The 21,637-nt window shown below is 31.6% G+C and carries 21 protein-coding genes; 17 read left to right on the top strand and 4 right to left on the bottom strand.

Annotated features, from left to right (window positions below; all coding sequences use genetic code 11):
- Window positions 1–22: 22 nt before the first annotated feature.
- The 3 genes from HMPREF3125_RS07955 (at window position 23) to HMPREF3125_RS07945 (ending at window position 2,656) form a co-directional block, all read left to right on the top strand.
- Window positions 23–1,399: an EVE domain-containing protein gene (locus tag HMPREF3125_RS07955; RefSeq protein WP_070452980.1), complete on the top strand. Its 1,377-nt coding sequence runs from the start codon at window positions 23–25 to the stop codon at window positions 1,397–1,399.
- 171 nt (window positions 1,400–1,570) lie between these two features.
- Window positions 1,571–1,993, top strand: coding sequence for a thiol-disulfide oxidoreductase DCC family protein (locus tag HMPREF3125_RS07950; RefSeq protein WP_046466894.1), 423 nt, complete (start codon window positions 1,571–1,573; stop codon window positions 1,991–1,993).
- A 216-nt stretch (window positions 1,994–2,209) separates the two neighbouring features.
- Window positions 2,210–2,656, top strand: a complete 447-nt coding sequence (locus tag HMPREF3125_RS07945) for a Dps family protein (RefSeq protein WP_017636802.1) — start codon at window positions 2,210–2,212, stop codon at window positions 2,654–2,656.
- A gap of 143 nt (window positions 2,657–2,799) precedes the next feature.
- On the opposite strand, the gene deoD is transcribed toward HMPREF3125_RS07945, so the two are convergent.
- Complete coding sequence (gene deoD / locus HMPREF3125_RS07940; protein WP_017636801.1) at window positions 2,800–3,510, bottom strand: purine-nucleoside phosphorylase; 711 nt, start codon at window positions 3,508–3,510, stop codon at window positions 2,800–2,802.
- A 168-nt stretch (window positions 3,511–3,678) separates the two neighbouring features.
- Between deoD and deoC the strand changes: the two genes are divergently transcribed.
- The 4 genes from deoC to HMPREF3125_RS07920 all read left to right on the top strand — a co-directional run bounded on the left by deoC (window position 3,679) and on the right by HMPREF3125_RS07920 (window position 7,256).
- On the top strand, window positions 3,679–4,341 hold the full coding sequence (gene deoC, locus HMPREF3125_RS07935; RefSeq protein WP_070452976.1) for a deoxyribose-phosphate aldolase: 663 nt from the start codon (window positions 3,679–3,681) through the stop codon (window positions 4,339–4,341).
- Window positions 4,342–4,404: 63 nt separating this feature from the next.
- Window positions 4,405–5,706 carry a pyrimidine-nucleoside phosphorylase gene (locus HMPREF3125_RS07930; protein ID WP_070452973.1) on the top strand — a complete coding sequence of 434 codons (1,302 nt, stop codon included), beginning with the start codon at window positions 4,405–4,407 and terminating at the stop codon, window positions 5,704–5,706.
- Window positions 5,707–5,718: 12 nt separating this feature from the next.
- Complete coding sequence (deoB, locus tag HMPREF3125_RS07925) at window positions 5,719–6,909, top strand: phosphopentomutase (RefSeq protein ID WP_017636798.1); 1,191 nt, start codon at window positions 5,719–5,721, stop codon at window positions 6,907–6,909.
- A complete protein-coding gene (locus tag HMPREF3125_RS07920) occupies window positions 6,906–7,256 on the top strand; it encodes a DoxX family protein (RefSeq protein WP_017636797.1) in 351 nt (116 codons plus the stop codon). Before deoB ends, HMPREF3125_RS07920 begins: the two co-directional genes overlap by 4 nt.
- 68 nt (window positions 7,257–7,324) lie before the next feature.
- Here HMPREF3125_RS07920 and HMPREF3125_RS07915 read toward each other — a convergent pair whose 3' ends face one another.
- Window positions 7,325–7,795 (bottom strand): S-ribosylhomocysteine lyase, encoded by a 471-nt coding sequence (locus HMPREF3125_RS07915; protein WP_017636796.1) that lies wholly within the window; start codon window positions 7,793–7,795, stop codon window positions 7,325–7,327.
- 265 nt (window positions 7,796–8,060) lie between these two features.
- Here HMPREF3125_RS07915 and HMPREF3125_RS07910 point away from each other — a divergent pair, with 265 nt between their 5' ends.
- The 3 genes from HMPREF3125_RS07910 to HMPREF3125_RS07900 all read left to right on the top strand — a co-directional run bounded on the left by HMPREF3125_RS07910 (window position 8,061) and on the right by HMPREF3125_RS07900 (window position 11,316).
- Entirely contained in the window at window positions 8,061–9,245 is a 1,185-nt protein-coding gene (locus tag HMPREF3125_RS07910) for a M20 family metallopeptidase (RefSeq protein ID WP_017636795.1), read from the top strand.
- Window positions 9,245–10,438 (top strand): L-aspartate--L-methionine ligase LdmS, encoded by a 1,194-nt coding sequence (locus HMPREF3125_RS07905; protein WP_017636794.1) that lies wholly within the window; start codon window positions 9,245–9,247, stop codon window positions 10,436–10,438. The genes HMPREF3125_RS07910 and HMPREF3125_RS07905 overlap by 1 nt, the downstream gene beginning before the upstream one ends.
- 212 nt (window positions 10,439–10,650) lie before the next feature.
- Complete coding sequence (locus HMPREF3125_RS07900; protein ID WP_017636793.1) at window positions 10,651–11,316, top strand: DUF2750 domain-containing protein; 666 nt, start codon at window positions 10,651–10,653, stop codon at window positions 11,314–11,316.
- 73 nt (window positions 11,317–11,389) lie between these two features.
- On the opposite strand, the gene coaW is transcribed toward HMPREF3125_RS07900, so the two are convergent.
- Window positions 11,390–12,199, bottom strand: a complete 810-nt coding sequence (coaW, locus tag HMPREF3125_RS07895) for a type II pantothenate kinase (protein WP_017636792.1) — start codon at window positions 12,197–12,199, stop codon at window positions 11,390–11,392.
- Between the two features lie 284 nt (window positions 12,200–12,483).
- Between coaW and HMPREF3125_RS07890 the strand changes: the two genes are divergently transcribed.
- The 3 genes from HMPREF3125_RS07890 (at window position 12,484) to HMPREF3125_RS07880 (ending at window position 15,894) form a co-directional block, all read left to right on the top strand.
- Complete coding sequence (locus HMPREF3125_RS07890) at window positions 12,484–13,344, top strand: GNAT family N-acetyltransferase (RefSeq protein WP_029056173.1); 861 nt, start codon at window positions 12,484–12,486, stop codon at window positions 13,342–13,344.
- 113 nt (window positions 13,345–13,457) lie between these two features.
- Window positions 13,458–13,985, top strand: coding sequence for a DNA-directed RNA polymerase subunit delta (gene rpoE / locus HMPREF3125_RS07885; protein ID WP_070452970.1), 528 nt, complete (start codon window positions 13,458–13,460; stop codon window positions 13,983–13,985).
- A gap of 301 nt (window positions 13,986–14,286) precedes the next feature.
- Window positions 14,287–15,894 (top strand): CTP synthase, encoded by a 1,608-nt coding sequence (locus HMPREF3125_RS07880; RefSeq protein WP_017636789.1) that lies wholly within the window; start codon window positions 14,287–14,289, stop codon window positions 15,892–15,894.
- 339 nt (window positions 15,895–16,233) lie between these two features.
- Here HMPREF3125_RS07880 and HMPREF3125_RS07875 read toward each other — a convergent pair whose 3' ends face one another.
- Complete coding sequence (locus tag HMPREF3125_RS07875; RefSeq protein ID WP_070452967.1) at window positions 16,234–16,755, bottom strand: DUF2529 domain-containing protein; 522 nt, start codon at window positions 16,753–16,755, stop codon at window positions 16,234–16,236.
- 217 nt (window positions 16,756–16,972) lie between these two features.
- On the opposite strand from HMPREF3125_RS07875, the gene fdaB reads away from it, so the two are divergent.
- The 4 genes from fdaB to HMPREF3125_RS07855 all read left to right on the top strand — a co-directional run bounded on the left by fdaB (window position 16,973) and on the right by HMPREF3125_RS07855 (window position 21,567).
- On the top strand, window positions 16,973–17,833 hold the full coding sequence (gene fdaB / locus HMPREF3125_RS07870) for a class IIb fructose-bisphosphate aldolase FdaB (RefSeq protein WP_017636787.1): 861 nt from the start codon (window positions 16,973–16,975) through the stop codon (window positions 17,831–17,833).
- Between the two features lie 281 nt (window positions 17,834–18,114).
- Entirely contained in the window at window positions 18,115–19,374 is a 1,260-nt protein-coding gene (locus HMPREF3125_RS07865; RefSeq protein ID WP_017636786.1) for a UDP-N-acetylglucosamine 1-carboxyvinyltransferase, read from the top strand.
- An 87-nt stretch (window positions 19,375–19,461) separates the two neighbouring features.
- A complete protein-coding gene (locus HMPREF3125_RS07860; RefSeq protein WP_017636785.1) occupies window positions 19,462–19,800 on the top strand; it encodes a winged helix-turn-helix transcriptional regulator in 339 nt (112 codons plus the stop codon).
- Between the two features lie 339 nt (window positions 19,801–20,139).
- Window positions 20,140–21,567 carry an aldehyde dehydrogenase family protein gene (locus HMPREF3125_RS07855; RefSeq protein WP_029056175.1) on the top strand — a complete coding sequence of 476 codons (1,428 nt, stop codon included), beginning with the start codon at window positions 20,140–20,142 and terminating at the stop codon, window positions 21,565–21,567.
- The last annotated feature ends 70 nt before the right edge of the window (window positions 21,568–21,637 follow it).

Genomic DNA, 21,637 nt, shown 5'->3' with positions numbered 1-21,637 from the left:
TAATAAGGTGAGGAGATTCGTGATGACAGAAGAAATTAATTACTTTTGGTTAAATTGTGGTTATAATAGGTGGAATCATAATGAACCTTTAGTAGGTCAAACGACATTATTTGAATCAGGTGCGCAATTTAATCCAACTCAAGGATATAGAGCATTTAAAAAAGCTAAAGCTGGAGACCAAGTCATTTTTTATCAAGTTCAAACTGATACAGGGCTACTTGGTTTTGGTGAAATCATTAGTGTCCAAGCTGGCGCCCAAAATAAAATTAGAGTTGAATTTCGTTTTAATGAAGTACTAAAACCTTTAACAACTGATTATTTAAAACGAAGCGAAGCGTTAGATTTTCGTATGAGTAATATGAAAGAAACGTTATTTAATCAAATTAGAAAAGAAGAATTTGATTTAATCATTCAACTTGGAAAAGGCGAAACAAAAATACCGCGTTATTTCTTTATGTCTGAAACTGAAGATTTTGAACCTGGTAAAAATTATACTATTTTTACTCACACATATAATGGCATTAAAAGAAATGGATATCATTTTTACACACAATTAGAAGTTGGAGATAATGTAATTATTTACAATAAATACCAAAACCAATCTGTTATAGGTATTGGTGAGGTTTCTATACATATACATGAAAAGCCACCAATTCCTGGTAGAACTAATAGTACGGCAATTGAAATCATGTTTGGTAAACATATTACGCCAATTTCATTGAGTTATTTAAATAAACACCCTAAACTTAAAAACTTATATTTTCTTCAAGAAAATGCAAAACAAGCTATTGCAAGTATGTCACAAGTACAATATGACGCTATTTTAGAAATGAGCGATAATAATGGTATTAAAAATCCATTTGAAACTGTAGAAAAATCTCATTTATTAGAAGAAAACCAACAAGAAAATACACTTAAACCATTTATTTTATTAGTAGTTGATAAAAAAGAAGAAGGCTTAAAAGCCGCTAATGATTTATTACAAAAAACAAATGCTAATCCTATCATTACAACAGGCCATCCGGATTTTAGTGAAGATATGCTATACGGTAAGTATTTACCTAATGAAAGTGGCGCTCTATACTATCGTGAAGGTTTTATAACTCAAAATATGCCTAAAAAAGATAAAAGTTACCTTGTTATTGATAACTTTAATAGAATCGATCCAGATATATTCCAAACATATATTAACGTACTAGAAGGTTATGAAGTAACATTGCCTAGATATAATAAAGAAGGTAATATGATTAAATGGTCTAAAGACAAAGACTCATTTTATCATTTTAACCCGAATTGGCATATTATAGGTGTCACATACGACACTTTAGAAGAAATACAAGAGAAGTATACACAACAATTCTTAAAATATACTAGAATTGTGAAGGTTAACCAAGATTAATAATAAGTTGATTTTATGGAGTCGTTCAACTATTGCCATTCAAGTTATGTAACGGTAATTAGTAGATTTTCATAAAATCAACTTATTTTTTGTATATGAAAGGCTTAATTTGGTTTATAAATTTTCAAATAGGAAAAATGAGTAATGAGAAAGTAAGGAGTGGTGTTTAATATGGCAATTATTTATTATGATGGCAATTGTGTATATTGTTATAACTATGCAATATGGCTAATCCAAAATGGATTATCACATAAATACGAATTTGCTACTTTAGAAGGTGACTATGGTCAAAAATTATTTGATAAACATCCAGAAGCAAAAAATAGAAATAGTGTGATAGTTCTAGATGGTGATCATTTGGAATATCAATCAACAGCAATAGCATCATTAATTACATCTTTACCAAATCAGTATAAATTGTTAGGCGTACTATTGCGTATTATTCCTAAACCAATTAGGAATTTCGGTTATCAATTATTTGCAAATAATAGAGATAAAATGTGGAAGACACATTGGCATAAACCAAATGATTATGAGGCATCATTCTTTTTAGATAATAATCAAAAGATTAAATTAGTTCATTCTCAATTATAAACGACTAATTGAGAATGAAAATATTAGTTAAATTAAAAACAAATGTATTTTCAGTTTTTAAATATGTTTTATTGGGGTAATATAAATGTGAAAGGTTTATGAACTAGATTAGAATTATTATAAATTAAAGTGTCATATTCCTTTACAGATTATAATAATTCTAATATAATGTATGTGCAATCAATAAAACGATAACTCAAAGGAGCGTATATTAATATGGCAAATAATCAAGAAGTAGTAAAAGAATTAAATCAACAAGTTGCAAACTGGACTGTAGCGTATACTAAACTTCACAATTTCCATTGGTATGTAAAAGGACCTAACTTCTTCTCATTACATGTTAAATTTGAAGAACTATATAATGAAGCAGCACAATATGTTGACGATTTAGCAGAACGTATTTTAGCAGTAGGCGGTAACCCTGTTGGTACTATGAAAGAAAGTTTAGATATGTCAATTATTGATGAAGCAGGAAAAGGTTATGCTGCTGAACAAATGGTAGAAGAATTATCTAAAGACTTTACAAATATTTCTAATCAATTAGAAAAAGCTATCAAAGTTGCTGGCGAAGCTGGTGACGATGTTTCTGAAGATATGTTTATCGGTATGCAAACATCAGTAGATAAACATAATTGGATGTTACAATCTTACCTTGGTAAATAATGACGATTAAGAAAAGCATGGTTTGACGATGAACCATGCTTTTTAATATTAAACTAATAATAGTAATATTCTTGAGGTTATAAAAAGAGATTAAGTGTTATCTATGAAAGACATCACTTAATCTCTATTTTTTTATGTTTTAATTATTCGGCAATTTCAAGTGCTATTTCCATCATTTGAGTAAATGAAGTTTGACGTTCTTCAGCTGTTGTAGCTTCATCTCTTAAAATGTGGTCACTAACAGTAAATACGCCTAATGCTTTTTTGCCAGCATGAATAGCATTTAAATATAAACCTGCTGATTCCATTTCAATACCTAAAATGCCCATTTTCTTCCATGCATCATTAAATTTATCATCTGCATTATAGAATGTGTCTGATGATAATACGTTACCAACATGTGATACAGCACCAATTTTGTCAGCTGCTTGTTTGGCTTTAGTAACTAAATCAAAGTCAGCAATCGGCGCAAAATGACCTGGAATGTGATACTGATCTACATAATTTGAGTTAGTTGAAGCGGCTTGTGCAATGATGACATCATATAAATTAACGTTTTCTTGCAAGGCACCACATGAACCTACACGAATGATTGTTTCAACATCAAAGAAATTGAATAATTCATAAGAATAAATTCCAATGCTAGGAATACCCATACCAGAACCCATTACTGAAATTTCTTTTCCTTTATAAGTTCCTGTGTATCCAAACATATTACGTACTTCATTAAATTGTTCAACATTTTCTAAAAAGTTATCTGCAATATATTTTGCACGAAGAGGATCTCCGGGCATTAATACAGTTTTAGCGATTTTTACTCCATTTGGTTGAATATGAGGTGTACCATTTGTCATTTGTCATCTTCTCCTTAATTACTTAATCATATTTAAGATAACATTTGTTTAATTTTTTTGCTAATTTTTGTACTATATATATGAAGGGTATGTTTATTGAATACATTCGCTTAACATAGAAAAATATAGAGTTTGTATTCAATGTAAATAAGTGAGGAGGACCTTTTAATGAATTATGTAAAATTTATAGATCACACACAATTAAAGCCTGAATCAACACGTGAACAAATTGATAAAATTATTAATGAAGCAAAAGAATATGGCTTCAAATCGATTTGTGTAAATCCAACACATGTTAAGTATTCAGCTGAACAATTAAAAGGAACTGACGTACTCGTTTGTACGGTAATTGGCTTTCCACTTGGTGCATCAACTAAAGAAGTAAAAGCGTTTGAAACTAAAAATGCCATTGAAAATGGTGCTTCTGAAATAGACATGGTTATTAATATTGGTGCATTAAAAGATGGTCGATTAGATGAAGTAAAGGATGATATTGAAAGTGTTGTAAAAGCATCAAATGGTAAAACAGTAAAAGTCATAATTGAAACTGTATTATTAACTGATGAAGAAAAAGTAACAGCTTGCAAAATTGCAAAAGAAGCTGGTGCAGACTTTGTAAAAACATCTACTGGTTTTGCTGGTGGAGGCGCTACAGCTTCTGATGTTAAATTAATGAAAGATACTGTAGGAGAAGCATTAGAAGTAAAAGCATCTGGTGGTGTTCGAAATTTAGAAGATTTTAATAATATGCTAGAAGCTGGTGCTACACGTATTGGAGCTAGTGCTGGTGTACAAATTATCCAAGGCTTAGAGTCTGATTCAAACTATTAAATCATTTCAGCAAAGTAAATCATATTAAATCAAGAAACAACCATCTAAAAGGAGGCTTTGTTTATGAGAATGATAGATATAATTGAAAAGAAACGTGACGGGTATGCATTAACAAAAGAAGAAATAGACTTTTTCATTAAAGGTTATACGAATGGCGATATTCCTGATTATCAAGCATCTAGTTTGGCAATGGCTATTTTCTTCCAAGATATGACTGAAGAAGAACGTGCAAATTTAACTATGGCAATGGTAAATTCAGGCGATGTCATTGATTTATCAAATATTGATGGAATTAAAGTAGATAAGCATTCAACAGGTGGTGTTGGTGATACTACTACACTAGTATTAGCTCCTTTAGTGGCTTCAGTAGGTGTACCAGTCGCGAAAATGAGTGGACGAGGATTAGGACATACTGGTGGTACAATTGATAAACTTGAATCAGCAAAAGGTTTCCATGTTGAATTATCAGAAGATGAATTTGTTAAACTTGTTAATGAAAACCAAGTAGCCGTTATGGGACAATCTGGTAATTTGACTCCTGCAGATAAAAAATTATATGCATTAAGAGATGTTACAGGAACAGTCAACTCTATTCCTTTAATAGCATCTTCTATAATGAGTAAGAAAATTGCGGCTGGTGCCGATGCAATTGTTTTAGATGTTAAAACTGGTAGCGGCGCATTTATGAAAACGATTGAAGATGCAGAAGCTTTAGCCCATGCTATGGTACGAATTGGAAATAATGTAGGTAGAAATACGATGGCAATTATTTCAGACATGAGCCAGCCACTGGGTAATGCTATTGGTAATGGTTTAGAATTAAAAGAAGCTATTGAAACATTAAAAGGTCAAGGTCCAGATGACTTAACGGAATTAGTACTTACTTTAGGATCACAAATGGTAGTACTTGCTAAACAAGCATCAACACTTGATGAAGCACGTGAATATCTAACACAATCTATTGAATCCGGTAAAGCATTGGAAAAATTTAAATCATTTATTAGTAATCAGGGTGGCGATGCTTCTATTGTCGATCATCCAGAAAATCTTGCTTATGCAAAATTTAAAATTGATTACGCTGCAAAACAAGATGGCTATATAACAGAAATGATTGCAAATGAGATAGGTGTTGCATCAATGATGTTAGGTGCCGGTAGACAGACTAAAGAAGATGTGATTGATTTAAGTGTTGGCATAGTATTAAATAAAAAAGTTGGCGACAAAGTCAAAGCCGGTGAATCTATATTGACGATTCATAGTAATAAAGAAAATATTGATGATATATTTGATAAATTGAATGAAAGTATTAGAATTGATAGTGAAAGTCATACACCAACATTAATTCACAAAATAATTACGGAGTAGGAGATGTAAATAATGACTACACCATTTAAAAGGGTTCATCTTATTGTAATGGACTCGGTAGGTATAGGAGAAGGACCTGACGCTGCAGCATTTAATGATGAAGGCTCACACACTTTAAAACATACACTTGAAGGATTTAATCAGTCATTACCTAACTTAGAAAAATTAGGTCTTGGCAATATTGATTCTTTACCAGTTGTCTCTAAAGTTGACCAACCACAAGCTTTTTACACAAAGTTAAGTGAAGCATCAGTTGGAAAAGATACAATGACTGGTCATTGGGAAATTATGGGATTAAATATTATGCAACCATTTAAAGTATATCCTAATGGATTTCCAGATGAATTAGTTGAAGAAATAGAAAGAATGACTGGTCGTAAGGTTGTTGCCAATAGACCCGCTTCAGGTACACAAATCATTGATGAGTGGGGAGAACACCAAATGAAAACTGGCGATTTAATCGTCTATACTAGTGCAGACCCAGTACTTCAAATTGCTGCACATGAAGATATTATCCCACTTGAAGAACTATACGATATTTGTGAAAAGGTTAGAGAATTAACAAAAGATCCTAAATATTTAATCGGTAGAATTATAGCACGTCCATATGTTGGTGAACCAGGTAACTTTACACGTACCTCTAATCGACATGACTATGCATTAAAACCATTTGGTAAAACTGTTATGAATTCATTGAAAGAAAACAATTACGATGTTATCGCTATCGGTAAAATTAATGATATTTATGATGGTGAAGGCGTTACAGAAGCTATTCGTACTAAAAGTAATATGGACGGTATGGATCAATTAATAAATGTAGTTAAAAAAGATTTCAATGGTATAAGCTTTTTAAATTTAGTTGACTTTGATGCGCTTTATGGACATCGACGCGATAAACCAGGTTATGCTCAAGCGATTAAAGACTTCGACGAAAGATTACCTGAACTCATCGAAAATTTAAATGAAGATGATTTAGTTATTATAACAGCAGATCATGGTAATGACCCAACAGCAGACGGCACAGACCATACGAGAGAATATATACCAGTATTAATGTTTAGTCCAAAAATTAAGGACTATCATGAATTACCAGGTGATACAACATTTAGCTCAATTGGGGCTACAATTGCAGATAATTTCAACGTAGAATTACCCGAATATGGAAAAAGTTATTTAAAAGAAATGGGAGTGGAACACGAATGAAATTATTAAGATGGACTTTAGGTTTAGTATTTGGATCAGCAGGTGTACTACATTTTACACATGAAAGAAATTTTAGAACGATTGTTCCTGATTATTTACCATTACAAAAGACAGCGGTTCTTGTCACTGGTGTATTTGAAATATTCTTTGGTGTAGCTTTATTAATTAAACGCCCAGCAAGTTGGTTGAAAAAAGGTATTAATTTATTCCTATTAGCAGTTTTACCAGCTAATGTTTATATGGCTAGAAAGAAATTACCACTAGGAGATAAACAAGTACCAGCATGGGCTTTATGGTTAAGACTACCTCTACAATTCGTTATTATGGGGTTAGTTAAAAAATTATAATAATAGCAATATGTAAAAAAAGACGTTATCCATTTTAGGATAACGTCTTTTCTTTATGATTAAGTTTATTATTTACCTTCTCCAAATACATCATGCCATTGGTCACGTTTATCTAAGAATGCTTGTGCAATTTCTTTTGCACCTTCAAGTGAATGGCTTGCTGCCCAACCACATTGAACTTCATTACATGCAGGAACTTCAGTTGCATTTAAAACATCGTTTAATGTTTTTTCAACTATGTTTAATACATCATCATAATCATCGTGATTAATGAATGATACATAGAAACCAGTTTGACAACCCATTGGACTTAAATCAACAACTTTATCTGTATGATTTCTAATATTTTCAGCCATTAAATGTTCTAAAGAATGTAATCCAGGCATTTCCATATGATCTTTATTTGGTTGTTTGAAGCGAATATCATATTTATTAATTTTATCGCCATTTAAGCCTTCCATAGTACCTGCTAATCTAATAAATGGTGCTACCACTTTAGTGTGATCTAAATTGAAACTTTCTACGTTCATTTTTGCCATTATATATTACCCTCCTTGAATATACGTACAAACTCATTTAATGAATAACTAAATTGTAACAATACTATTTTGTTTTTACAATTTTAAGGTAAGAATGATTAATGGTTAAATTACAAGTTTGAATTGTAAGAAAATTGTGTAAACATTAATAAATGTAATGACATTTAAAAGTAAATCCGATAAAATGAGTAATAATTAATTGAACGATAAAGTTTATGGGTATCTTTAGAAAGATAGTGGATTAGTAGAATGGGAGTTAGGTAATATGAGCGAAAAGCAAAATATATTAGATTATATTGAAAATAATAAATACGAATATGTAGAAATGAGTCATCGCATACATGAAAGACCAGAACTAGGAAATGAAGAAATTTTTGCATCTAGAACATTGATTGATACATTAAAAGCAAATGGTTTTGAAATCGAAACTGATATTGCAGGACATGCTACAGGTTTTATAGCAACATATGAATCTGATAAAGAGGGCCCAGTGATTGGTTTCTTAGCAGAATATGATGCGTTACCCGGTTTAGGACATGCTTGCGGTCACAATATTATAGGAACTGCAAGTACATTAGGTGGTATTGCTTTAAAACAAGTTATTGATCATATAGGTGGTTCTGTAGTTGTTTTAGGTTGCCCAGCAGAAGAAGGTGGGGAGAATGGTAGTGCCAAAGCCTCTTACGTTAAAGCAGGCATTATAGATGATATTGATATTGCTTTAATGGTACATCCTGGCAACGAAACTTATAGAACGATTAATACACTTGCAGTAGATGTATTAGATGTGAAATTTTACGGAAAAAGCGCGCATGCATCTGAAAATGCAGATGAAGCACTTAATGCATTAGATGCAATGATTTCTTATTTCAATGGTGTAGCGCAACTTAGACAACATATTAAAAAAAGTCAGCGTGTTCATGGTGTGATTTTAGATGGCGGTAAAGCTGCCAATATCATCCCTGACTTTACACATGCACGATTTTATACAAGAGCCACTTCAAGAAAAGAGCTAGACGTATTAACTGAAAAGGTTAAACAAATTGCACGTGGAGCTGCTATTCAAACGGGTTGCGACTATGAATTTGGTCCTATTCAAAATGGAGTGAATGAACTTATTAAATCTCCTAAATTAGATGATTTATTTGAGAAATACGCAACTGAAATGGGAGAAGCGGTCATTGATGATGATTTTGGTTATGGTTCTACAGATACTGGTAATGTCAGCCATGTAGTTCCAACAATACATCCCCATATTAAAATTGGTTCTAGAAATCTTGTAGGTCATACGCATCGTTTTAGAGAAGCGGCAGCAAGTTTACAAGGGGATCAAGCATTAATTAAAGGGGCAAAAATTATGGCATTAATGGGTTTAGAATTAATAAATGATACGTCGTTATTCAATGAAATTGTTGAAGAACATCATCATATGAAGGGACATGTGAAATAATGAGTGAAAATGTATATAGTCCAAAATTAACTTTAAGTGATTTATACCAGGATAATGTAGTATATACTTCTAGACCTTCATACATTTCTAACCCATGGCTTAAACCAGATGAACATCAGTCTAATTTTTTAACAGGGCGAGAATTACTTATTGCGAATCAGTTTCCCGTTATAGTGCATGAAGCAAGTGTAACTGATAAGCTAGAGAAATTATTTGAAGAGGTAGGAAAACGTATTCCACCAAGTATTTATAAGTTTAGTGATCAACAAACATATGAATCATTAATTAAAAAATTAGCACATGAAGAAAGAAAAAAGATATATTTTCAATATATACATGACGAAGATGTACTTGAAAAATCATACTACGCTTTAAACAAAGATGTATTTGTAGCTTTGAATAATAAAGCAAGAATACCAGAATGGACGAATGGTAAATATCTTCCTCAAAGAGAAATTATACCTATAGAGCAATTCGATGAAGCTATAGAACATTGGAATTATCCATTTGTTATTAAACCGGGAGACGATTTACCAACTGCTGGTGGATACGGAGTGATGATTTGTTATAATAATCAAGATTTAGCTAAGGCTAAAAAACGTATTAAAGATGCAACTGAAGCTACAGAACAATTAATCATTGAACAAAAAATTGAAGCTGTTCAAAATTACTGTGTTCAATTTGCTTATTCAGAAGATATAGGGATTCAATATTTAGGAACAGCTAGACAATTAACCAATGAATATGGCTTTTATAATGGTAATGAAAACGTTGAAGATGTACCACAACACGTCATTGATGCTGGTAGAGAGATTATGTCAATAGGAGTAAGTTTAGGCTTCTTCGGTGTGGCAGGGTTTGACTTGTTATTAGATGAACATAATGATGTTTACGCAATAGATTTAAACTTTAGACAAAATGGTTCTACTAGTATGTTATTACTAGCTGATGAATTAACTAATGGATACCATAAATTTTATAGTTACTTTTCTGATGGTAATAATGACCATTTCTTTAACACTATTCTTAAATACGTGAAAAAAGGAGTATTATATCCATTATCTTATTACGACGGTGACTGGTACGGCGTCAATAAAGTCAATTCAAGATTTGGATGTATATGGCATGGTAAAGATAAAGCATATATTCAACAAATGGAAGAAGCATTTTTAAATGATTTAAAAGTTAAATAAAATAGCGACCCTTGAATTTTAAGTACAATAGCTTAATTTTCAAGGGTATTTTATAAAAAAGAAACACTAATAATATCATTAATTAGTATAAATGATTAATCCAATCAATGAATAAGTACGGTATAGCATCATCGCTCTGTTGACTAACGAAAATGAGTCATTTAATATTTTTATTAAGTGATAAAATATAATATATGAATCGAGGGTGTAAAATGTCTTACAAAGAAGAACCATTTTTCAAAGAAATGTTAATTAATGAACATTTATATTTTGCTTCTAAAAATAAAAAAATAGTACGTTTAACGAAAAATGAACAATTATATGTAACTGTTTGGACTGATGATGAAACGGCGAAACAATATTTAAATGATAATGACATTAGTTATGATAAGATAGTGAAAATAGATTTAGACCGTTTTGTCGCATATGATTTAGATGAATTATTTGATGAAACAGATAAAGTACTCATAGATATAACTAATGAACAGAGTGGAAAACTAGTCAATATTTATGAAATTTCGAGAGAGTTAATGTCTGAACTTGATAAAATTAGAATTAAAGAATTTGTTAAAGATGTTGCTAAATATGACCATGTTTATGGTCTGACAAATAAAAGTGAAAAGAATTTTATCTTAATTGAAGATGATAGAGAAAATAAACCTCAAATTATGCCTGTATGGAGCTTGAAGAAAAGAGCGCAAAAAGTAAAAGAAGAAGATTTTGAAGAATGCGATTTAATTGAGATTGAGACAAGTGTATTTGACGACTGGCTTGATAAATTACGCGATGATGACAAAGCGGTAGGCATAGATTTAAAACCTGGTGTGATTGGTACAGTGGTATCCGCACAAAAACTATCAAATGAAATGACAACCTAATTGAATAGTATATTTGCTAAGATAAAAAGGAGTGAATTGAAATAAATAAGTTTCAATTCACTCCTTTTATGAGTTAATGATCTAATGTTAAATGTAAAGCACCTATAGCTCCAGAGAACGCACCATGCTCAATATAATAAGGTTTAAATCCTCTCAATACAGTATAATCTTCTATGACTTTACGTAATAATGGGTTGTTATTAAATGAAGATCCTATGTAAACTACATTTTCTGTTTGATGTTCTCGAGCAACAGTAATTGCCATTGTGGTAATCACTTCGCCAACAACACCAACTACAGAAGCGAGTTTATTTTCAATTGAAAAATCTTCATTCACATGATGTAAGACATTTCCAAAATTAGCTGCAGTTAAGTCGCCAGGAATAGGGGGTTCACAATCTTTATAGATATGTTTTACTTTCAAGTCTATTGAATCCCTGTCACCATTTTGAGCTAAATCTGTTAATTGTTTATAATCTGTTACTTGGCTTAATAAATAACCTAAACCTTGTATCATTCCGCCACCAGTACCGATACCGCCTACGCGTTGTTGTTGCTCACCGTCATAATAATGAAGAGACGTACCTGTTCCAACATTAGCAAAAATATATTGATTGATGTCATGTCCTTGTTCATTTAGTAGAATTCCAAGCCCTTTTGAAGCAGCATCAAACTCAACATATATTTGTGTTGGTTTGGAGATGTGTTCTGCAATAATACTTGCTTGACCTCCAGTTAAGCTTAAACTTTCAAAATCGATTTCATTTAACCATTTTATTACTTTATCAATATTGACAGTTAATTCAGTGTGATATTCACGTTGGTGTTCAGATTCTTGAACGATTTTGATTAACGTTCCACCAGCATCGATTCCTATTTTCATATTACTCCCACCTCAAATCAAAAATGCATCACCCATAATAGTATAATAAATTAAACGAAATACAAGAGTTTATTTCATATTCAACTTAAAATACAAATTTATCAAACGTATTGCATTATTTATTAAGTTGAAGTTAGGCCTATTAAATGAATTGTTTAATTAAGACAGTTATATTTAAAATGATAATTTAAGTGTAAGTAATTTCGATTAATATGAGAAATAGTATTACAATAGGGTAAAGTAATATATAATAAGTGAGTATTAAATGAATAGGGGATTGACTTATGACTACAAAAAAGCAATTTGAAGATATTACAATTCAAGTTTTTGAAGAGCGATACCGTGAAGATATATTAAATTTTGAATTGAGTGAAAGACAACAAATATATTCTTCCTTGCCTAAATCAGTATTAGAAGAGGCACTTAATGATGAAGACCGAGTTGCTAATATAGCTAAAAATAGCGAAGGGGAAGTTGTCGGTTTCTTTGTTTTACATCAATATTATCAACATGAAGGCTATGATACGCCAGAAAATGTCGTCTATGTACGATCATTATCAGTAAATGAGCGATATCAAGGGCATGGATACGGTACTAAAATGATGATGTATCTACCTCAGTATGTCCAAACACTATTCCCAGATTTTAACCACTTATATTTAGTGGTCGATGCTGAAAATCAATCTGCTTGGAATGTATATGAACGTGCAGGTTTTATGCATGCAGCTACTAAAGAGGAAGGGCCAATTGGAAAAGAACGATTATATTATTTGGACTTGGATTCTAAACATGTATCCTCTTTGAAACTAGAAGAAAATGAGTCTTCAGAAGAGGCGAATATTCATTTAATCAACTTACTTAAAGATGATGAAAAAGTTGGTTTCATAGGTATTGAACAAGTTGAAGACCGTATGCGTATTTCAGGCATTGAAGTAAATAAAACACATCGGAATGAAGGTATTGCTGAAAGCGCGTTAAGACAATTACCAACCTATATACGTAAACATTTTGATAATATTAAAGTATTATCCATTACACTATATGGAGAAAATAACGAATTAAGTCCATTATGTATTAATAGTAATTTTGTAGAAGTAGAACAAGCAGAAGATTATATTTTATTTGAAAAGTATATAAATTATTAACAGAGATTGCGTAAACACCCATTGTCATTTATAATTTATTTTTGTTACTATTAATTAATGAAATTTGACCAACTTATTTAAGATAAAAATCCTTTGAAAGGAAGTATTTTATAATGAAAATTAAAGATTATACAAAAGAAATGGTAGATGAGAAATCATTTATTGATATGGCTTATACGCTTTTAAATGAAAAAGGCGACACAATGAATTTATACGATATTATCGATAAATTTAGAGAATTAGGTAATTATGAATACGATGAAATCGAGAATCGTGTAGTACAATTCTATACTGATTTAAATACAGATGGTCGATTTTTAAATGTTGATGAAAACCAATGGGGTATTCGTGATTGGTACTCAGTAGATGATATTGAAGAAAAAATCGCGCCAACGATTCAAAAATTTGATATTCTTGATGATGATGACGAAGAAGATAAAAACCTTAAATTATTAGGTGAAGATGAAGCGGATGACGATGATGATATTCCAGCAGTCACAGACGATCAAGAAACATTAAATGATCCTGAAGATGAACAAGTTGAAGATGATATTAATGAAAATGATATTGTCATTGACGAAGAAGATGAAGACGAAGATGACTTCGACGATGAGGAAGATGACGAAGAATATCAAAGTTAAATTTCTAATTGACTTTTATCCTAAAAATGATAGAATTTTATTTGGGCTCCTTTAAATAGGACACGTGTATAAATGTAATACGCTCCCCTTACTGATATGTGAGAGGGAGCTTTTTTTATTTTTAATTAAACAAGATTCCAATGAGGTAATTAATATTGTAGAATAAGTATTATTTAAAACGAATGATTAAATAGACTATGATATAAAACGAATCAAAGTAAATCGCACGTATACATCGTTCCTCATAAACTAAATACATACTTAATTTAAATGCTTTATTAAAAATTCAGGAGGTCAAATTATGACAAAGTTTATATTTGTAACAGGTGGCGTAGTTTCGTCTTTAGGTAAAGGAATTACTGCTGCATCATTAGGTAGATTATTAAAAGATAGAGGTCTTGAAGTTACGATTCAAAAATTTGATCCATACTTAAACGTTGATCCAGGTACTATGAGTCCATATCAACATGGTGAAGTATTCGTTACAGATGACGGTGCTGAAACAGATTTAGACTTAGGTCACTATGAACGTTTTATTGATATTAATTTAAATAAATATTCAAACGTAACTGCTGGTAAAGTATATTCTCACGTGCTGAAAAAAGAACGTCGCGGTGATTATTTAGGTGGAACAGTGCAAGTTATTCCACACATTACAAATGAAATTAAAGAACGTTTATTATTAGCTGGAGAAAGTACAAATGCAGATGTAGTTATCACTGAAATTGGTGGTACAACAGGTGATATTGAGTCTCTTCCATTTTTAGAAGCAATTCGTCAAATTAGAAGCGACTTAGGTAGAGAAAATGTAATGTATGTACATTGTACATTATTACCATATATTAAAGCTGCCGGTGAAATGAAAACAAAACCAACACAACATAGTGTTAAAGAATTGCGTGGTTTAGGTATTCAACCAGACTTAATTGTAGTTCGTTCAGAATATGAAATGACTCAAGATTTAAAAGATAAAATTGCATTATTCTGTGATATTAATAAAGAAAGCGTTATTGAGTGTCGTGATGCAGACTCACTTTATGAAATCCCGTTACAATTGAGTAAACAAGATATGGATGACATTGTCATCAAACGTTTACAATTAAATGCTAAATATGAAACTCAATTAGATGAATGGCAGCATTTACTTGATACTGTAAATAGCTTAGATGGTAAAATTACTATCGGTTTAGTAGGTAAATACGTAAGCTTGCAAGATGCTTATTTATCAGTCGTTGAATCACTTAAACATGCAGGCTATCCTTTCAAAAAAGATGTCGTTGTTAAATGGATTGATTCAAGTCTTGTAACAGATGATAATGTTGAGAGTTATTTATCAGATGTAGACGGTATCTTAGTACCAGGTGGATTTGGTTTCCGTGCAAGTGAAGGTAAAATTTCAGCTATTAAATATGCACGTGAAAACAATGTTCCTTATTTTGGTATTTGTTTAGGTATGCAGTTAGCTACAGTAGAATTTGCACGTAATGTATTAGGTTTAGAAGGTGCACATTCAGCAGAGTTAGATCCAAGTACACCACATCCAATCATCGATTTATTACCAGAACAAAAAGATATTGAAGATTTAGGTGGCACATTAAGATTAGGTTTATATCCATGTGCAATTAAAGATGGTACGTTAGCACATTCTATTTACAATGAAAATAATATTGAAGAAAGACATCGTCATAGATACGAATTTAACAATAATTATAGAGAACAATTAGAAGCTAATGGCATGGTATTCTCAGGTACTAGTCCAGATGGTAGATTAATAGAAATGGTAGAAATTCCTGAAAAAGATTTCTTTATTGCTTGTCAATTCCATCCAGAATTCTTATCAAGACCTAACAGACCTCAACCAATATTTAAAGCTTTTGTTGAAGCATCATTAAAACATCAACAAAAATAATACGAAAAACACGCCAGGACATAAATCTCAAAATAAAAGCACTAAGATGATTTATTTTAATCATCTTAGTGCTTTCTTTATACCCAATACTTCGTATTGTATGGCTACACTTTCCGAGGGTACAGTTTCAGCCAGAAATACTACACAGATAAATCTGTGAGAATTTCTAAGGTCTTCAACTAGTACTGTTCCCTCAGGAGTCTTGCCATAAATACTACGTATTTATAAGTAACTTTACATTTAAAATACTAAAAAAGTAATTTCTATATTATTTCAATAGAAATTACCTTTTTTCACTTGTCGAAGAATTTTATGTTCAGCGTTTTTTTGATAAATATTTTATAATTCTAAATCACGTGTCATTTCGATCATTTGTGTATAAATGTCGTAATAAATGTAGTTAAACGCGATAGGGTGAGGTTGAACAATTTTATCGTAGTCTTCAGTGTAAACGATAGGTCTTGGGGTAGATAAATTGATGAAATGCATTAAATGCTCTGGAAAGTCATCGCTTTTTGGGCGATTACATATAAGAACGAAATCAACATCTAAATCAATTAATTGTTGAACATCTTTTTCAACGTCATCGTTGTATGTAGGAGAAAATAAAAATACTCTATCAGTCGTATCTAAATCATTCATATTTTTTAAATCTGCTAATGCACGACTGGATTTTAATTTTTCATTACTATTCAATATAAAGTCTTCGTAAAATTTTAAATCTTCATATCCTTTAATATATACATGACCTTCGCCACCAATAGCTTGGACTAAGCATTGAGCTCCCATTTGTATATCTAAAGACTGTTTTTCGATCCTATCGAAGATGCCAATTAATTGTGTATTGAGTATTTTTGACATAATTAACCTCCATTCTATTCATTAAAATATTTTAAATAAACGTCTCATTGAATGCAATGATTAAAAATAATTTTAATTGTATACGTTTGCAAAATGAGATGTAGTAAGGATTGTGAAAATTGTAAATTTTAAATCATCTATTCGAATGCAATTAAGGATTAAGTTTGTTATAATGAGTTTGAAAAATACGTGCATAAGCACTCAAGGAGGAACTATAATGCCTTTAGTTTCAATGAAAGAAATGTTAATCGATGCAAAAGAAAATGGTTATGCAGTTGGTCAATACAACTTAAATAACCTAGAATTCACTCAAGCAATTTTAGAAGCTTCACAAGAAGAAAATGCACCAGTTATTTTAGGTGTATCTGAAGGTGCTGCTCGTTACATGAGCGGATTCTACACTGTAGTTAAAATGGTAGAAGGATTAATGCATGACTTAAACATCACAGTACCAGTTGCAATCCATTTAGACCACGGTTCAAGCTTTGAAAAATGTAAAGAAGCTATCGACGCTGGATTCACTTCAGTTATGATTGACGCTTCACATAGTGCATTCGAAGAAAATATCGAAATCACTTCTAAAGTGGTTGAATATGCTCACGAAAGAGGCGTATCAGTAGAAGCTGAATTAGGTACTGTTGGAGGACAAGAAGACGATGTAGTAGCTGACGGTGTTATCTACGCAGACCCTAAAGAATGTCAAGAACTAGTTGAAAAAACTGGAATTGATACTTTAGCACCTGCTTTAGGTTCAGTTCACGGTCCATATAAAGGCGAACCTAAATTAGGATTCAAAGAAATGGAAGAAATTGGTGCATCAACTGGATTACCATTAGTATTACATGGTGGTACTGGTATCCCAACTAAAGACATTCAAAAAGCAATTCCTTACGGTACAGCTAAAATTAACGTAAACACTGAAAACCAAATTGCTTCAGCAAAAGCTGTTCGCGATGTATTAAACAATGATTCTGAAGTTTACGATCCACGTAAATATTTAGGACCTGCTCGTGAAGCTATTAAAGCAACAGTTAAAGGTAAAATTAAAGAATTCGGTACTTCAAACCGTGCTAAATAATTAATATCAATGAACAAGCCATTAAACTTAGGTTTAATGGCTTGTTTTTTATGCTATAATTATTACGTATTTTATAAGGCAAACGTCATTTTTAAATAAAAACAAATAAATCGCATGAGGTAAAAGTAAATAACATTTTAATCATATTTATTGGTGTATATTGAATAAAATGGCTATGATGTTTTAATATTTATGAACTATTTTACAAATAAAGTAAAACTATTTTATAATGCAAATAATGTGAAATTTTAATAAACGATAGAAACAAAGGAGATAAAAATATGGCTCAAGAAGTAATCAAAATTAGAGGTGGAAAGAAGCTTAATGGTGAAGTAGAGATAAGTGGTGCGAAAAATAGTGCAGTAGCAATTATTCCGGCTACTTTATTAGCTCAAGGGCAAGTAAATTTAGATGGATTACCACAAATCTCTGATGTAGAAACACTTGTAAGCTTGCTAGAAGATTTAAATATTAAAACTAAATTAAATGGTAAAAAATTAGATATTGATACCACTGAAATAGAAAACGCGCCACTTCCAAATAACAAAGTTGAATCTTTAAGAGCTTCATATTATATGATGGGTGCGATGCTCGGCCGTTTTAAAAAATGCGTTATTGGTCTTCCGGGTGGATGTCCTTTAGGTCCCCGTCCAATTGATCAGCATATAAAAGGATTTAAAGCTTTAGGTGCTGAAATAGATGAATCAAGTAATACATCAATGAAAATTGAAGCTAAACAATTAAAAGGTGCAAATATCTTTTTAGATATGGTAAGTGTTGGTGCCACTATTAATATTATGCTAGCTGCAGTACATGCAGAGGGGCAAACGGTTATAGAAAATGCAGCAAAAGAACCAGAAGTAGTGGATGTAGCTAACTTCTTGATTAGTATGGGAGCACAAATTAAAGGAGCAGGTACAACAACAATTAAAATAACTGGTGTTGATACATTACATGGTACTGAATATCAAGTGATTCCTGACCGTATAGAAGCAGGCTCATATATGTGTATGGCAGCAGCTGCTGGTGAAGAAGTAGTCATCAATAATATAGTTCCAAGACACGTAGAAGCTTTAACTTCTAAATTAAAGGAAATGGGTGTCGATATTGAGTTGAACGACGAAAAGGTTATTATCAGAAAGAATGAACCTTACCAAAGCGTTGATATTAAAACATTAGTATATCCTGGTTTTGCAACGGATTTACAACAACCCATCACACCTTTATTATTTATGACTAAAGGGCCATCTTTTGTAACTGATACGATTTATCCTGAGAGATTTAAGCATGTTGAGGAGTTACAACATATGGGAGCGGACATTAATAAAGATAATGGTACTGCGACGATTAAACCTTCAAAACTTAAAGGAGCAGAAGTATATGCAAGTGACCTAAGAGCAGGGGCTTGCTTAATAGTAGCAGGTTTAATTGCCGAAGGTGTAACGACTATTTATAATGTGAAACATATTTATCGTGGCTATACACAAATCGTTGAGCATTTAAAACAATTAGGTGCAGATATTTGGACTGAAACTATTTAAAAAATGTGGTATAATTAATATACTTAAAATTATAAGCACTTATTTAAGTGCATTAGTATTAAGATATTAGAGTGAGAGGTGAGTATCATGGAAGTTTGTCCTTATTTAGAAGAAACTTTTAAAATTTTAGGACGCAGTTGGAATGGCTTGATTATTAATTATTTATCAAGATGTGAAGATCAATCTGCACATTTTTCCGATTTGAAAAGAGACTTAAAAACAATCACGCCTCGTGCACTAAGTATAAAATTGACTGAATTAGGAGATTGGGGTTTAGTAGAAAAAAGAATAATTTCTACTAGTCCGGTTACTATTATTTATGAACTAACTGATAAAGGACGTTCATTAGCCGCATCTTTAAAACCAATTGAAGAATGGGCTCAAAATAATATAAATCTTGAACCAGAACCTGAAACTGTTAAATAGTACTTATAAATTGTACTACGTATAGTTTCTAAACCATTAAAATACTTAATTGCATATAGTATTTGATGGTGTGATTGATTTTTGAAAGAGATTGGGACATAAACGTTTAGGATTAGAACAACATTATTAAGTGTTTGTTAAAAATCCTGCTTCGGAAAGCATTGATTGTTTGTCTGAAGTGTTGAACTTTTATGTCTCTATCTCTTTTTTTGTTACTTAATTTTAAAAAAAGTGAAAACAAAACAAATCAAGTTCAATTTAATATGATGAGCAGATATGTTTAACTTTTAATAAAAGTGGTTAGAATAGTTGTATAACAATTCTAAGGAGTGAAGTTTGATGAGACAATTCACTAAACAATATATAAATGGTGAATGGGTTGATAGTACTAGCGGTGAAACAATAGATGTAATTAACCCTGCAACTGAAGAAGTTATTGGCTCAGTAGCCAAAGGTAATGAAGAAGATGTTAACAAAGCTGTAGAAGCAGCTGATAATGTATATTTAGATTTCCGTCATAGTACGGTTGAATATAGAAGAGATTTATTAGATAAAATCGTTAAAGAATATGAAAATAGAAAAGAAGATATCATTCAAGCGATTACTGATGAATTAGGTGCACCATTATCAGTTTCTGAAAATGTACACTACCAAATGGGTCTTAACCATTTTACAGCAGCAAGAGACGCTTTAGATAATTTCGAATTTGAAGAACGTCGTGGTGATGATTTAGTTGTTAAAGAAGCGATTGGTGTGTCAGGATTAGTAACACCTTGGAACTTCCCTACAAACCAAACATCACTTAAACTAGCTGCAGCTTTTGCAGCAGGTAGTCCAGTAGTGTTGAAACCATCTGAAGAAACACCATTCGCAGCCGTAATTTTAGCTGAAATTTTCGATAAAGTAGGTATGCCAAAAGGCGTATTTAACTTAGTAAATGGTGATGGTGAAGGTGTAGGTAATCCACTTAGTGAACATCCAAAAGTAAGAATGATGTCATTTACTGGTTCTGGTCCTACAGGTTCAAAAATTATGGAAAAAGCAGCTAAAGACTTCAAAAAAGTATCACTAGAACTTGGTGGTAAATCACCATATATCGTATTAGACGATGTAGATATTGAAGCCGCAGCTAAAGCAACTACTGGTAAAGTTGTTAATAATACAGGACAAGTTTGTACTGCAGGTACACGTGTTTTAGTACCTAATAGTATTAAAGAAGACTTCTTAAAAGCGGTTAAAGAACAATTCAGTTCTGTTAAAGTAGGTAACCCTAGAGAAGAAGGTACTCAAGTTGGTCCTATTATTAGTAAAAAACAATTTGATCAAGTTCAATCATATATTGATAAAGGTATTGAAGAAGGTGCTGAATTATTCTATGGTGGTCCTGGTAAACCAGAAGGATTAGAAAAAGGATATTTCGCACGTCCAACTATTTTCATCAATGTAGATAATAATATGACTATAGCTCAAGAAGAAATCTTTGGACCAGTAATGTCAGTTATCACTTATAACGATTTAGACGAAGCTATTGAAATTGCAAATGATACTAAATATGGTTTAGCTGGATATGTTATTGGTAACGACAAAGACACATTACACAAAGTGGCTCGTTCAATTGAAGCTGGTACAGTGGAAATTAACGAAGCAGGTCGTAAACCAGATCTACCATTCGGTGGTTATAAACAATCTGGATTAGGTCGTGAATGGGGCGACTATGGTATCGAAGAATTCTTAGAAGTTAAATCAATCGCAGGTTATTATAAATAAATAAAGTTTAATCTGAAAAAAGTTTAATATCAATTACGCCAATGTACAATATTGAAGAATATTTGTGCAT

This window comes from Staphylococcus sp. HMSC13A10 (assembly GCF_001808005.1).
Classification (GTDB): Bacteria; Bacillota; Bacilli; order Staphylococcales; family Staphylococcaceae; genus Staphylococcus; species Staphylococcus pasteuri.
This window is presented reverse-complemented; position numbering and strand designations above follow the sequence as displayed.